General features: G+C 72.1%; 15 protein-coding genes. 3 read left to right on the forward strand and 12 right to left on the reverse strand.

Going from position 1 to position 12,180, the window contains the following annotated elements; translation table 11 throughout:
• Nucleotides 1-99 precede the first annotated feature (99 nt).
• Complete coding sequence (locus tag VGI02_RS27875) at nucleotides 100-948, reverse strand: SDR family NAD(P)-dependent oxidoreductase (protein WP_331633123.1); 849 nt, start codon at nucleotides 946-948, stop codon at nucleotides 100-102.
• Nucleotides 949-1,124: 176 nt separating this feature from the next.
• On the opposite strand from VGI02_RS27875, the gene VGI02_RS27880 reads away from it, so the two are divergent.
• Nucleotides 1,125-1,334 carry a hypothetical protein gene (locus VGI02_RS27880; protein ID WP_331633125.1) on the forward strand — a complete coding sequence of 70 codons (210 nt, stop codon included), beginning with the start codon at nucleotides 1,125-1,127 and terminating at the stop codon, nucleotides 1,332-1,334.
• Nucleotides 1,335-1,356: 22 nt separating this feature from the next.
• On the opposite strand, the gene VGI02_RS27885 is transcribed toward VGI02_RS27880, so the two are convergent.
• From VGI02_RS27885 to VGI02_RS27910, 6 genes are all read right to left on the reverse strand, one after another.
• On the reverse strand, nucleotides 1,357-1,761 hold the full coding sequence (locus tag VGI02_RS27885) for a VOC family protein (RefSeq protein WP_331633127.1): 405 nt from the start codon (nucleotides 1,759-1,761) through the stop codon (nucleotides 1,357-1,359).
• Between the two features lie 10 nt (nucleotides 1,762-1,771).
• A complete protein-coding gene (locus tag VGI02_RS27890) occupies nucleotides 1,772-2,167 on the reverse strand; it encodes a helix-turn-helix transcriptional regulator (protein ID WP_331633147.1) in 396 nt (131 codons plus the stop codon).
• Nucleotides 2,168-2,329: 162 nt separating this feature from the next.
• Nucleotides 2,330-2,782, reverse strand: a complete 453-nt coding sequence (locus VGI02_RS27895; protein ID WP_331633129.1) for a group II truncated hemoglobin — start codon at nucleotides 2,780-2,782, stop codon at nucleotides 2,330-2,332.
• A gap of 73 nt (nucleotides 2,783-2,855) precedes the next feature.
• Nucleotides 2,856-3,182, reverse strand: a complete 327-nt coding sequence (locus tag VGI02_RS27900; RefSeq protein WP_331633131.1) for a YnfA family protein — start codon at nucleotides 3,180-3,182, stop codon at nucleotides 2,856-2,858.
• 68 nt (nucleotides 3,183-3,250) lie between these two features.
• Nucleotides 3,251-4,513: a macrolide family glycosyltransferase gene (locus VGI02_RS27905; RefSeq protein WP_331633133.1), complete on the reverse strand. Its 1,263-nt coding sequence runs from the start codon at nucleotides 4,511-4,513 to the stop codon at nucleotides 3,251-3,253.
• A gap of 45 nt (nucleotides 4,514-4,558) precedes the next feature.
• Nucleotides 4,559-5,206: a TetR/AcrR family transcriptional regulator gene (locus tag VGI02_RS27910; protein ID WP_331633135.1), complete on the reverse strand. Its 648-nt coding sequence runs from the start codon at nucleotides 5,204-5,206 to the stop codon at nucleotides 4,559-4,561.
• A gap of 113 nt (nucleotides 5,207-5,319) precedes the next feature.
• Between VGI02_RS27910 and VGI02_RS27915 the strand changes: the two genes are divergently transcribed.
• On the forward strand, nucleotides 5,320-6,039 hold the full coding sequence (locus VGI02_RS27915; protein ID WP_331633136.1) for a VC0807 family protein: 720 nt from the start codon (nucleotides 5,320-5,322) through the stop codon (nucleotides 6,037-6,039).
• Between the two features lie 26 nt (nucleotides 6,040-6,065).
• Here VGI02_RS27915 and VGI02_RS27920 read toward each other — a convergent pair whose 3' ends face one another.
• The 5 genes from VGI02_RS27920 to VGI02_RS27940 form a co-directional block, all read right to left on the reverse strand.
• Nucleotides 6,066-7,847 (reverse strand): DHA2 family efflux MFS transporter permease subunit, encoded by a 1,782-nt coding sequence (locus VGI02_RS27920; protein WP_331633137.1) that lies wholly within the window; start codon nucleotides 7,845-7,847, stop codon nucleotides 6,066-6,068.
• Nucleotides 7,848-8,015: 168 nt separating this feature from the next.
• Nucleotides 8,016-8,774: an HlyD family secretion protein gene (locus tag VGI02_RS27925; RefSeq protein WP_331633139.1), complete on the reverse strand. Its 759-nt coding sequence runs from the start codon at nucleotides 8,772-8,774 to the stop codon at nucleotides 8,016-8,018.
• Complete coding sequence (locus tag VGI02_RS27930) at nucleotides 8,771-10,255, reverse strand: efflux RND transporter periplasmic adaptor subunit (RefSeq protein ID WP_331633141.1); 1,485 nt, start codon at nucleotides 10,253-10,255, stop codon at nucleotides 8,771-8,773. The genes VGI02_RS27925 and VGI02_RS27930 overlap by 4 nt, the downstream gene beginning before the upstream one ends.
• A gap of 105 nt (nucleotides 10,256-10,360) precedes the next feature.
• Nucleotides 10,361-10,834 (reverse strand): SRPBCC family protein, encoded by a 474-nt coding sequence (locus tag VGI02_RS27935; RefSeq protein WP_331633143.1) that lies wholly within the window; start codon nucleotides 10,832-10,834, stop codon nucleotides 10,361-10,363.
• Nucleotides 10,835-10,859: 25 nt separating this feature from the next.
• Nucleotides 10,860-11,777 (reverse strand): acyl-CoA thioesterase family protein, encoded by a 918-nt coding sequence (locus VGI02_RS27940; protein WP_331633145.1) that lies wholly within the window; start codon nucleotides 11,775-11,777, stop codon nucleotides 10,860-10,862.
• A 182-nt stretch (nucleotides 11,778-11,959) separates the two neighbouring features.
• Here VGI02_RS27940 and VGI02_RS27945 point away from each other — a divergent pair.
• The coding region (locus VGI02_RS27945; RefSeq protein WP_414638392.1) for a VIT1/CCC1 transporter family protein at nucleotides 11,960-12,180 on the forward strand (221 nt) is incomplete at its 3' end.

Consider the following 12,180-nt stretch of genomic DNA (forward strand, 5'->3'; position numbering starts at 1 on the left):
GCGCACGTTGCCCACCCTCCACCGCTGCTCTGCACCGAGAGCGTGTGTCCGACAACCGTGGCACCACGATCGGGTGAGAGCAAGGAAGCGTCAGGGACCTCAGTCGGCGGAGCCGAGCACCTTGCCGCCGAAGCGCACCAGCGCCGCGGGGTAGAACCGGGGCACGAGCCGGACGAACAGGTCGACGATCTTGGCGTCGGTCCCGACGAGGACGCGCGGCTTCCCGGCCTCGACCCCCTCGACGATGATCTTTGCGGCCTGCTCGGCGGGGAGCTTGAGCAGCTTCTCGTTGTAGGTCCGCGTCCGCGCCTCCTCTGCGGCGGTCGCCGGGCGCTTCTCGGCGCCGCGCTCGAACGCCGCGGTGGCGATGTTCGTCTTGACCCCACCGGGATGGACGACGGTCACCTGGACCGGGTGGCGACCGGAGAGCATCTCCGCGCGCAGCGTCTCGGTGAACCCGCGGACGCCGAACTTGCTCGCGCAGTAGGCGGAGAGCCCGGGCTGGGCCATGATCCCGTTCAGGCTGGACACGTTCACGACGTGCCCATCCCCAGAGGCCACGAGGTGGGGCAGGAACGCCTTCGTGCCGTGGATTACGCCGTGGAGGTTGATCCCGAGTACGTGGTCGTACTCCTCCCACTCGCCCTCGAGGATCGAGCCCGAGCTCGCGACGCCGGCGTTGTTGTAGACCTGGTGCACGACCCCGAAGTGCTCGGCGACCACCTCCGCGTAGTCGCGCACCGCCTGCCGGTCGGCGACGTCGAGCCGGGTGGTGTGGACCTCGGCGCCCAGGGCCTTGGCCTGGTCCGCGGTCTCCCCCAGCCCCGTCTCGTCGACGTCCGAGAGCGCCAGCCGCGCCCCACGGCCCGCGAGCTCCAGGGCGAGCCGACGCCCGATGCCCGAACCCGCTCCGGTGACCACGGCGACCTTGTCGCGGACGCTGCCCATGACGCTCCTCCTTCGACGGCGCTGCGCCGCAGACGGTACGACTGCGTACCGATCTGGGCAAGACGGCCGCCGCGATGGGGTCGCTCACACGCCCGAGGAGATCCGTTACCGCAGGTACCCCGAACCGTTGGTCGTGCGTAGAGCCTGGCGGAAACCTGCGGTCGAAGGAGACGGCAATGGACGAGCTCGCGAGGAAGGCCGCACTGGTCGACCCGGCCATGGGTCCCGGTTGCGACGGTGCTGTGCGCCACGGCTGCCGGTGCTCGGTGCTGTTCAACGACCGGGCCGAGAACAACGACAGGGCCGAGAACTCGGCGTTCGTCGACCCGCTGTGCCCGTTGCACGGCGCGAACTTCGACCTCGAGCGGCCCGTCCCGTCCCCGTGACCTCTCCGGGACCGCCGACGGCCTAGGACTGCTCGATGCGGACCATGTTGCCTGCGGGGTCGCGGACCGCGGCGTCGCGGACGCCCCAGGGCTGGCTCGCGGGTTCCGAGAGCACCTCCACCCCGGCCGCGGAGGCGATCTTGTCGAACATCGCGTCGAGGTCGTCGCAGCGGAGCTGGACCATCCCGAGCGCGCCCTTGGCGAGCAGTGCGGCCAGCGCGTCGCCGTCCTCCTGCGAGCGCCCCGCGTGCGGCGGCGAGAGCACGATCCCGACCTCGGGCTGCGTGTCGGTGGCGAGGGTCACCCACCGGCAGGTGCCGCTGCCGACGTCGTTGCGCACCGTCAGGCCGAGCGTGTCGCGGTAGAAGGAGAGGGCTTCGTCGACGTCGTCGACGACCACGTGCATCCCGCTGAGAGAAATCGTCATGGGGGGAACGCTAGGTGGGCGCGACCGCCGAGGCTTCTCCGAAACTGCTCTCCTCGGCACCGCCCTTGCGGGGGCGGGTGGTCGCCATCGTCTGGCACGAGGACAGGCTCCGGAGATCGTCGTGGTCGCGCGCGCGGTACGCGGACGGCGACTCGCCGACCAGCTCGGTGAACCGCGCCGAGAAGGACCCCAGGCTCGCGGCGCCGACGGCGAAGCAGACGTCGGTGACGCTCAGGTCGCCGCGGCGCAGCAACGCCTGCGCCCGCTCGATGCGCCGGGTCATGAGGTAGGAGTAGGGCGTCTCGGAGTACGCCTCCCGGAACCGCCTGCTGAAGTGCGCCGTCGACATCAGCGCGGTCCGGGCGAGCGCGGGCACGTCCAGCGGCTGCGCGTACTCGCGGTCCATCCGGTCGCGGGCCCGGCGCAGTCGGCGCAGCTCGTCGAGGTCGGCGGTCACCCGCTCATTCTGCCCCGCCGTCGGCCTCGCCAGGGAGGTCCTGCTGACCGTGATCGACTTCCGTGCGGAGGAACGCCGCAGATCTGCGGCATTCCTCCGCACAACTCGCGATCATGGCGGTGCGTCGTCACCCGCCCACGTCCACCGGGGCACCTCGCGCAGGGGATGCAGCTCGGCGTCGGACGTGGCGTGGGAGTTCTGCCTCGCGACGTGCGTCCCGAACTCCACGTGCCCCCGCACCGCCTCGCGGAAGGGCGCGTCCGTCGGCATCCCCGCGGCGTCGAGCGCCCGCTCGTAGAGCTCGACGAACCGCTGCCGCTGTTCCTCGGTGATCCGCAGTCCGCGATGCACCTCGATCAGGTGGGCGAACCCGAGCTCGCGGGAGAACCGGTCGGGGCCGCCGAAGCTCTCGGCGGTGAACGCCGTCAGGTGATCGACGTGCTCGGGGCGGCCCGCCCCGAACAGCGGCTGCAGCAGCGGGTCGGCCAGCACGCTGTCGTAGAACACCTGCTCCAGGCGGTGCAGCGCCTGTTCCCCACCCGCGTGCTCGAAGAGACTCGGCACGTCCCACCCCCAGCACCGGCATCAGTAACGATGTAATCATGCCGTCCGGGCGTGGTCCGGGGAATCCCCACCGTCACCGCGGCGCGTACATGATCACTGCGACCCCGACCAGGCAGATCAGTGCGCCGAGCAGGTCGAAGCGGTCCGGGCGGTATCCGTCGAGCACGACGCCCCACGCCAGCGAGCCGGCCACGAACACGCCGCCGTAGGCCGCGAGGATCCGCCCGAACGCCGCCTCGGGCTGGAGCGCGGCGACGAAGCCGTAGAGCCCGAGGGCGACGATCCCCAGACCGGCCAGCCACCACGCCCGGTGCTCCCGGACCGCCTGCCAGATCAGCCACGCACCCCCGATCTCCAGGAGCGCGGCGACGACGAACAGCCCGATCGACCGGAGCGTCACGCGCAGGACCGTAGACCGCCGCCCGGCCGACCGTCGTGGCCGTCCCGGGAGCCGCTCCCTGCGGGCGGTCAGCCGTGCAGCGCCGCCGCCTCCACTGCGTCGGCGGCCGCCACGGCCCCGCCCGTCGAGTGGATCACCTGGCGCATGGCCGCCACCGCGGCGGCGACGGAGGCCGAGTCCCGGACCTCGTCCAGTGCCGCCGCGAGGCGCTCCACGGTCGCTGTCTCGGGGTCCAGGGCCGGGCCGCAGCCGAGCGCCTCCACCTGACCGGCCACGAGGCGCTGCTCGGCGGTCTGGGCGACGTCGACCAGCGGGACCCCGTGGGCGAGGGCCTCCATCGTCGAGTTCATGCCGGCGTGGGAGACGAACGCGGCGGCATGGCGCAGGACGGCGAGCTGCGGGACCCGGCGGTGCAGCTCGACGTGCTCGCCGACGTCGCCGAACACCGCGGGATCGACGTCTCCGATGGAGACCACCGCATGCCCTCCGATCCGCCCGACCGCCGACACGACCCGGAGCAGGAGCGCGGCCGAGTCGTCGTAGCCGAGCGTGCCCAGGGAGATCAGCACGACCGGACGCCCGGTCGCGGGCGGCGGCCACCCGTCGTCGTCGGTGCCCGAGCGCAGGCAGGGCCCGACGAAGCGGAAGCGTTCGTCGAAGGTCTCCTCGCCCGGGTGGAGGACGCGCGGCACGAAGACGAGGCGGCACCGCTCGCCCGACCCCGCGAGGAAGTCGTCCACCGAGACCTCCTCGAGCCCCCAGGAGTCCAGCGCGCCGCGGAGGACCTCCCCGGCCTCGATCATCGCCGGATGGGTGGGGTCGGGCGCCTCGTCCTCCCCCGTCTCGACCGCACCGGCGTACGGGGAGAAGCTCTCGTGGCCGACGAACGTCGGGCAGGTCACGACCGACGGCAGCCCCCAGGCCAGCGACAGCACCCGTCCGGCGGCGCTCCCCAGGACGTCGTACACGACGACGTCGGGCCGGGACGGCCCGGTCACCCCACCGTCCCCGTCCCCGTCGGCTTCGCCTTCGGCACCGAGAGCAGCGACGACGGCGGGGAGCGGGCTCAGCGTCTCCCGCAGTGTGTCGCGGTGGGCGACCGCCAGCTGGTCCGCGTCCGGGTGGCGGGGGATGTCCACCCCCGACCAGTCGGCCGGGACCATCGACGGATAGGTGAGCACGGCTGCGCCGGTGACCTCGACCGTTGACCGATACTGCTCGGGGACCACCACCGTGACGCGGTCTCCCCGCGCCACGAGCGTGGTGATCACCGGGATCGTGGGATTGATGTGTCCGGTCGCCGGAAAGGCGATGACGAGGACATGGATCACCGGGGCCTCCGTGGACGTCGTGCGGAGCGGGTGGTGTGCGCCGCGCTAGAGGCCTCGGACGAACAGCTCGGCGAGGCGCGCGCCCTCCGCCGCGAGCTCGGGGTCGGCCCCCGGACCGGGCCGGCGGCGCAGGGAGTGCCCGACCGCACCGTTGATCGCGCCGCGGACGGCGACGGCCACGACGTGCGGCGCGATCGACTCAGGACCCGGGTCACCGGAGCTCTCGCGCCGGCTCGCCAGCTCGGTCTGGGCTCGTGCGACGAGGTCGGCGACGATCTCCGTGGCGCCCACCTCCATGTCGTCCGAGCGCTCCGGTCGGCGGGATCCGACCGTGATCTCGATCAGGGCGACGGCCTCCGTGCGATGAGCGGCCACCCACTCGAGGCTCGCCTCCACGTAGACCCGGAACCGCGCGACCGCGGACGACTCCGCGGCCACCCGCGGGGCGACGATCTCCTCCGCGGTCGCGAGGACCGTGGCCACGACCTCGGACATGAGCTCGGCCTTGCCCGCGAAGTAGTAGGAGATCATCCCGACGCTGGACAGACCCGCGGTCCTGGCGATCTTGCCCAGCGAGGTGTCGGCGTACCCGAGCTCGGCGAGGGTGTCGACCGCGGCGCGCACGATCTGCTCCCGCCGGGCGGTCTCGGTGAACGTCCGCGGCTCCCTCGCCTCGCCGGTCTTTGCTGGCATGACCTGAACCTAGCACGCTCGCACAGTTTCTTGTACGGTCATACAAACGCGTCGGGCAGCGTGGGCGGCGATGGCACCGCGCGGACAGGGCGACACCACGGGGAGCGATGGGCATGGCGACCGAACCGACCACCGACGCGGAGCCCGGCGGCGCCGGGGCCGGGACGGGTGAGGCCCCCCGCTCCCGGGCGGGTGGAGCCTTCACGATCATCATCGCGATCGCGGACATCGTCGTCCCGATCGCGCTCTACTACGTCTTCCGGGCCTTCGGCTTCCCGGAGCTGGACTCGCTGCTGATCAGCTCGGTGGCCCCGATCGTCAGCTTCGTGGCGCAGGGCCTGGTCATGCGCCGTCTGGACGGCTTCGCGATCTTCATCGGCGCGGTGCTCGCCCTGAACATCGCGGTGGCGCTGACCTCCGCGGACCCGCGCACGCTGCTCGCCAGGGACGGCTGGATCACCGGCCTCGCGGGCCTGTTCTTCCTCGCCACGTTGTGGGCGAAGCGGCCGTTCGTGTTCTCGATCGTCCGCCCGCTCGGCGAGGGCCGCCTCGGCCCGCCCGGCGAGGACTGGGACAGTGTCTGGGACCGCTTCGCGCTCTTCCGGCGGGTGTGGCGGGTGCTGACCGTGATCTGGGGCGTCGGGCTCGTCGTCGACGCGGTCATCCGCCTCGTCTTCGCCTACACGCTTCCCGTCGACATCGTGCCGGCGTCGAACGGCATCCAGTACGTCATCGTCTACGCGCTCCTGCAGGTCATGAGCCAGGTGTACTTCAAGCGCTCCGGGCTGCTGCAGCTGCCCGGTTTCTCGTTCACCCGGCGCAAGACCCTCTGACGCGCCGCTCCCTCCGGTCCGGACCGTCAGCCCTCGATCACCCGCGGGCCGTCCTCCGCGGGCGGCTTGCCGCTGCGCAGCGTGAGCGCGAGGGGGACACCGATCGCGGTGAGGATCGCGGTGGCGATGAGGAGGTCGTTCAGCCCCGTGATGAAGACCTGACTCTGCAGGTGCTCGTAGTTCTGGTATTGCTCCAGCATCGCGCTGCCGCCGCCACCCGAGCCACCGCCGCCCGACGAGGCCGCCGACCCGGCCGCGGAACCCGCGGACGACGCCGACGAACCGGCCGAGCCCGACGACGAGGCCGTGCTCCCCATCGACCCCATGAGCCCGGAGCGGTCGGCCTGCTCCTGGGCCTGCTGGACGGTCATCAACGCGGTCATGGCCGCGAGGCCGATGGCCGACGAGGTGCGCTGGACGACCGTGTTGAAGGCGCTCCCCATGGACGTGAGCTCATTGGGCAGCGAGGACAGGCCACCGGTCATGATCGGCATCATCGCCAGGCCGATCCCGGCGGCCCGGACGGCGAGGATCAGCTGCAGCTGACCGTGCGGGGTGTCCGTGGTCAGGGTCGACATGTCCCAGGTCGTGTAGGCGACCACAGCCAGGCCGATCGCGGCGGGCCACCGGGGCCCGAAGCGGTCGTAGATCTGTCCCGCGGCCGGCATGATCACGGCCATCACGAGGGCCTGCGGCAGCAGGAGCAGCCCGGTGTCGAAGGCGCCCATGTTCTGGAACTGCTGCAGGTAGACCGGGATGTAGAAGAGCACGCCGAACAGGCCGATGGACACGATCGCGATCAGGATCAGCGAGTTGCTGAACGCCCACGTCTTGAAGACGCGCACGTTGAGCAGGGGCTCGTCCACCTCGAGCTCGATGACGACGAACAACGCCAGTGAGAGCACGCCGAGGGTGAGCAGGATCAGCGTCGGGTAGGACGTCCAGCCCCAGGTTGGCGCTTCGGACAGCGCCAGCAGCAGCGAGAACGCGCCCACCGCGATGGCGGCGAAGCCCGGCAGGTCGAACCTCCGGGAGGGTTCCGGGCGGAACTTCGGCAGCGCGAAGATCGCGGCGATGACCCCCAGGACGGCCACCGGCACGTTGATGAAGAAGATCAGCCGCCAGTCGACGTACTCGACGAGGTAGCCACCGAAGGTCGGGCCGATGGCCGGGGCGAACACGATGCCCAGGCCGTAGATGCCCATCGCGGCGCCGATGCTCTTCTTCGGGACGATCTTGTAGAGCATCGAGAGCGCAACGACCGGGATGATCCCGCCCGGGATCGCCTGCAGGATCCGGAATGCGATCATGCTGTTGACGTCCCACGCGAGGCCGCAGAACGCGGAGAAGATCGCGAAGCCGATCATCGCGTAGATGTAGGTGCGGCCCAGCCCGAGCCGCGCGCCGATCCACGCGCTGGCGGGCACGATGACACCCTCGGCCAGCGAGTACGCGGTCGACACCCACTGAATCTGGTCCGTGGTCGCGCCGAAGTCGTTCTGCATTGTCGAGATGGCGACGTTGACGATGCTGATGTCGAGCACCGACATGAACATGCCGACGACCAGCACGAGCAGCGGCACCAGCCAGTTCGGCGTCGCCTCGGAGTCGGGCCCGGTGTCGATCGGCGGCGCCGCCGGGGCGGGCCTCTCCGGGGCGTCCGGGCGGCGGGCGGGCGCGACCGGCGCGTCCACCGGGTGGCCGTTCTGCGGTCGGGCCTTCTCCCGGGTTCCCGGCGGGATCGTCGAGCCGGGGTGTCCGTCGTCGAGCGTGGTCGGGGCGGCCCCGGCCTCGGTCTCGGTCGACATGCGCGGGGTCTCCTCCTCGCCGACGGAGTCCCCCGGGGGTGCCCGGGAGCAACGGCGTCACGCGTCCGCCCGAAGACGTCACGTCACCCGATCGAACCGTAGGACGAGGTCGTCAGACCCGCCCGCCGATGTGGGAGAGGTCTCCCACTAGGGCGGGGTCGCCCGGGATCAGCTGCCGGGCTTGTGGATGTCCACCGTGACGTTCATGCCGGGGATGAGGTCGAGCCCCTGGGCGTCGTCGATCGCGATCCGCACCGGGATGACCTGGGTGACCTTCTGGAAGTTGCCGCCGGAGTTGGACTGCGGGAACGGCGAGAACACCGCCGCGGCGCCGCCCTGGATCTCGGAGACGGTGCCGTGGAAGGTCCGCCCCGGGTAGGCGTCGACGGTGAAGTCGACGGGCCGGTTGAGCGCCACGTCGTCGATGTCGGTCTCGTCGACCCGCGCGGTGACGTACACGTTGGCCGGGTCGTAGGCGATCGCGAGCTGCGCGCCCGCGGTCACGTAGGCGCCCTCGGTCGTGTCGGAGTTCGCCACGACGCCCGCGGCGGGCGCGCGGATGGGGAGCTGCGGCTGCACGTAGGCGCCCTGGACCTGGACCCGACCCACCAGCTGCTCGCGCTGCAGCACCGACCCGCTGGTGCCCCGCCACCCGACCAGCGTGCCGCTCGTCGGCGCGACGATCGGGATCTGCGTCCCGTCGACCTGGGCGTTGTCGGTCGAGACGACCTTGCTCGAGTTGATGAAGTAGTTCGCCGCGAACGCCGCCGCGGCGAGCACCGCGAGGATGACGATCACGATCAGGGCGATCTTGGTCGAGCGCTTGAGCGGGCGGCGCTTCTTCGTCTCGCCCTCGGCGGGCGCGCCCTCGGCCGGCGTCGCGTCGTCGACCGCGGCGGTCCCCTCGGGGCTCTCCGGGGCGCTCACGACGACCCACCCAGCAGGACCTGCTGGCCCTCGGCGAGCCCGCCGGTGATCTCGGTCCGGTCGGAGCCGACGAGGCCCGTCGTCACCGGGGTCGGGGTCTGCCTGCCGTCAGAGGTCACGACCGTGACCGTGGCCCGCTCACCCTGCCGGTGCAAGGCGGCGTTCGGAACGGTGATCTTCTGGTCGGACATCGCCGTCGTGACCGAGGCGCGCGCCGACTGACCGTCGCGGATGCGTGGGTCGTCGGGTGGCAGCGCGATCGTCACGTAGTACTCGACGCTGCCGCCGATCGCCGTCGACGACGGGGCCACCGAGAGGACCGTGCCGTCGAAGGTGCGGTCCGGGATCGCGTCCAGCGAGACCACCGCGTGCTGCTGCGGCGCGATGTTCGCCGCGTCGACCTCCTGGAACGGCGCGACGACGGCGAAGCGGGCGAGGTTCTGCAGCACCAGGAACTGGGTGCCACCCGGGCGGGTCGGCGACGCCGCACCGCCCGCGGCCCCGGCGGCGGCGCCTGCCGCCTGCGCCGCCCCGGGGATCGGCGCGTCGGCGCCCGGCGCGAACGGGGTGGTCGACGACGACGGCGTGATGAACTCCCCGGTCGCACCGTTCAGGGCCGAGATGGTGCCCGGCCCGGGCGCCCGGAGCGTCGTGTTGTCGAGGGCCTTCTGTGCGTTCGCGACCCCGGTGCGGGCACCGTCGACCGCGGCCGCCGCGGCGTCGAGGCTGTTGGGCCGGTCGGCGCTGGCCGAGTCGAGGCCGTTCTGCGCGCTCACCTGACCCTGGCGGGCACTCGCCACCTGCAGGTTGCCCGAGGCGGCGTCGATGTTCCGCTTCTGCTGGGCCTGCGAGAGGTTCTGCTGCGCCATCTGGATGCCCTGCTGCGCCTGCTGCACCGCGTACTGCGCGGTGGGGACGGACTGGCAGGCGGCCGCGTTCGCCGACGGGTAGGCCCCCTGACACGCCGCGAGGGTGGCGGTCAGCTGCGCCTGCGCCGCGGTGGCCCCGGACTGCGCCTGGCCGATCGCCGCCCGCGCGGCCTTGATCGCCGCGTCGTCCGACGCGAGCGTCGCGTTCGCCTGCCGCCTGGTGGCCGAAACGACCGAGGAGGCCGCGTCCACCGAGTTCTGGGCCCCGTCGACCTGGGTGCCGTCCTTGACCCGGTTGTAGTTCGCCTCCTGGGCGGCGAGCTGCGACTGCGCCTGCCTGAGCTGCTGGCGGGCGTTGAAGTCGTCGATGGTGGCCAGCACCTGACCCGGGGTCACCTGGTCACCGACCGCGACCCGCACCGAGGTCAGCTGCCCGCCGGTCGGGAACCCGAGGTTCGTGGCCCCGAGGGCCGAGACCGAACCGCTCGACTCCACCCCGGTACTGACGGGGGCGCGTTCGACACGGGCGGTCTTCGGCGGTCCGGCGTCCCCCGAGCCACCGCAGGCGCCCAGAATCAGGGCGGCCGCCACGGCCAGCGTGGGGAGCGTCATCCGTCGTACGGAGCAACGGGTCACGCTCAGGACAACGCACGGACACGATCTGGGATACGACTCCCGATACGAGAGTCACCTCACCTGGTGATCATCTCGCCCGGTTCAGCGATATCCGCGGCGCACGACCCGCTCTAGGATGCCGAGCGTGGCCGACAGGTCGGCCTCGGGGATCACCGGGAAGATGTCGCGTTCGCGCCAGACGGGGTCGATGTCCGACCAGTCGTAGTACGAGGTGACGAGCGTACCGCCGTCGACCGGCTCCAGCCGATACCCGTAGACGTGCCCGATCGGGGGTTTCGCGACGCCGCCGACGATCGTCCAGGCGATCGCGCGGTCGGGCTCGAACGCGGTGATCGAGACCGTGACGTCGTACCGCCCCAGCGGCCGGTCCCCGAGCGCCTCGCGGTCCATGTGCACCACGAACTCGTCCCCGACCGCCGTCACGGTCTCCCCCGTGGCGTCCATGAGCATGCCCGCGCTGTCGATCGCGACGTGGCCGATGGGGTCGGTCAGCACCTCGAAGATCTGGTGCGGATCGGCGGGGACGGTGCGCTGGACCTCGAATCGCTCGGCCATGGCCCGCATCCTCGCAGGAGGGTGATCAGCGGGTCGGACGCCAGGCGTCGAGGACGTCGGCGGGCAGCTCACCGCGGCGGCCCGTGGCGTCGGCGAGGCCCACGCAGCGGTCTCCGAGGAAGACGCCGAGCCCGTAGTGCACCGTCGGGCCGCCGTCGGCGACACGGGCCCCGTCGCCGTCCAGGGCGCCGTCGGGGTCCTGTCCGAGCACGGCCACCCCGATCTCGTACTCGGCGGGGTAGCCGACCTCCGCGACGTACTGCACGCGGTAGCCGGTCGGGGCGATCTCCGGGGACGGGCCGCCCCAGCCCGGGGTGAGGATCTCGTCGTGCAGCGCGGCGATGCCGTCGGCGTACCAGGACATGAGGGCGACGTTGTTGACGTGGCGGTTGGTGTCGATGTCGCCGATGCGGGCCCGCAGCGTCGTGGCGAACGGGTAGGTGGCCCGGTCGCGACGCTCGGGGCCGGGCCGGTGGGCCGGCGGGGCGTCCGGCTCGTCGAGCACCAGCCCGGCGAGGTCCGAGCGCAGCGGGTCCGGCAGGTGCGCTGGGCCCGCCTCGGTCGCGAACACCGTCACGGTGTCGCCGAGTGCCACGCAGCGGTCGTCGCAGAAGACGCCGTAGCCGTAGGTGAACGACGACCCGCCGACGCGGCGGATGCCGACGCCGATGCGGTACTTGCCGTCCCAGCGCATCGGGGCGAGCCGGTCGACGTGCTGCGCCGCGAGCAGCACCCGGAACGGGCCGAACTCGCCGTCCTCGATGAGCCGGCGGAACGCGGGCAGCTCGACCGCGACGCGGACGTCCTCGAACCAGCGCGCGATGCCGGTCACGGAGATCATTCCGTCCGGCCCGAGGTCGGAGTACCGCGGGGCGACGTCCCGCAGGATCGGATACGCCCCGGGGTGGGTCAGCTCGCTGTGGGCGGAAGCGGTGTCCGACATGGGAGCCATCGTGGCGAACGCGGGGCCCGCCGCGCCCGTCGGCGGGCTCGCGTCACAGGGCGCGTCCCGTCACAGGGCGCGTCCCGTCACACGAGGGTCAAAGGTCCGGGCGCCGGGCGGAAGGTGAAGCGCAGCCTTGCCTTGCTGGCAGGGTCGCCGTCGCGCTGCTTGACTCTGCGGCCGTGACCGACGACAGCACCGTGCTGCCGACCCACGAGGACGAGCCCCACGCCGAGGCCTCCGATGCCCGCCTGAACTGGCTCCGCGCCGCGGTGCTCGGGGCGAACGACGGCATCGTGTCGGTGGCGGGGATCGTGCTCGGCGTGGCCGGCGCGACCGCCGAACGCGCACCGATCCTCACCGCCGGCGTCGCCGGCCTCGTCGCGGGGGCGGTGTCGATGGC

This window comes from Actinomycetospora sp., assembly GCF_036497245.1.
Taxonomy (GTDB): domain Bacteria; phylum Actinomycetota; class Actinomycetes; order Mycobacteriales; family Pseudonocardiaceae; genus Actinomycetospora.

What these genes read in the sequence shown, in the direction of transcription:
- VGI02_RS27940 (WP_331633145.1), bottom strand. Translation starts at nt 11,777, where the DNA reads ATGTCGGACACCGCTTCCGCCCACAGCGAGCTGACCCACCCCGGGGCG.
- VGI02_RS27920 (WP_331633137.1), bottom strand. Translation starts at nt 7,847, where the DNA reads ATGTCGACCGAGACCGAGGCCGGGGCCGCCCCGACCACGCTCGACGAC.
- VGI02_RS27875 (WP_331633123.1), bottom strand. Translation starts at nt 948, where the DNA reads ATGGGCAGCGTCCGCGACAAGGTCGCCGTGGTCACCGGAGCGGGTTCG.
- VGI02_RS27935 (WP_331633143.1), bottom strand. Translation starts at nt 10,834, where the DNA reads ATGGCCGAGCGATTCGAGGTCCAGCGCACCGTCCCCGCCGATCCGCAC.
- VGI02_RS27930 (WP_331633141.1), bottom strand. Translation starts at nt 10,255, where the DNA reads ATGACGCTCCCCACGCTGGCCGTGGCGGCCGCCCTGATTCTGGGCGCC.
- VGI02_RS27880 (WP_331633125.1), top strand. Translation starts at nt 1,125, where the DNA reads ATGGACGAGCTCGCGAGGAAGGCCGCACTGGTCGACCCGGCCATGGGT.
- VGI02_RS27915 (WP_331633136.1), top strand. Translation starts at nt 5,320, where the DNA reads ATGGCGACCGAACCGACCACCGACGCGGAGCCCGGCGGCGCCGGGGCC.
- VGI02_RS27885 (WP_331633127.1), bottom strand. Translation starts at nt 1,761, where the DNA reads ATGACGATTTCTCTCAGCGGGATGCACGTGGTCGTCGACGACGTCGAC.
- VGI02_RS27890 (WP_331633147.1), bottom strand. Translation starts at nt 2,167, where the DNA reads ATGGACCGCGAGTACGCGCAGCCGCTGGACGTGCCCGCGCTCGCCCGG.
- VGI02_RS27910 (WP_331633135.1), bottom strand. Translation starts at nt 5,206, where the DNA reads ATGCCAGCAAAGACCGGCGAGGCGAGGGAGCCGCGGACGTTCACCGAG.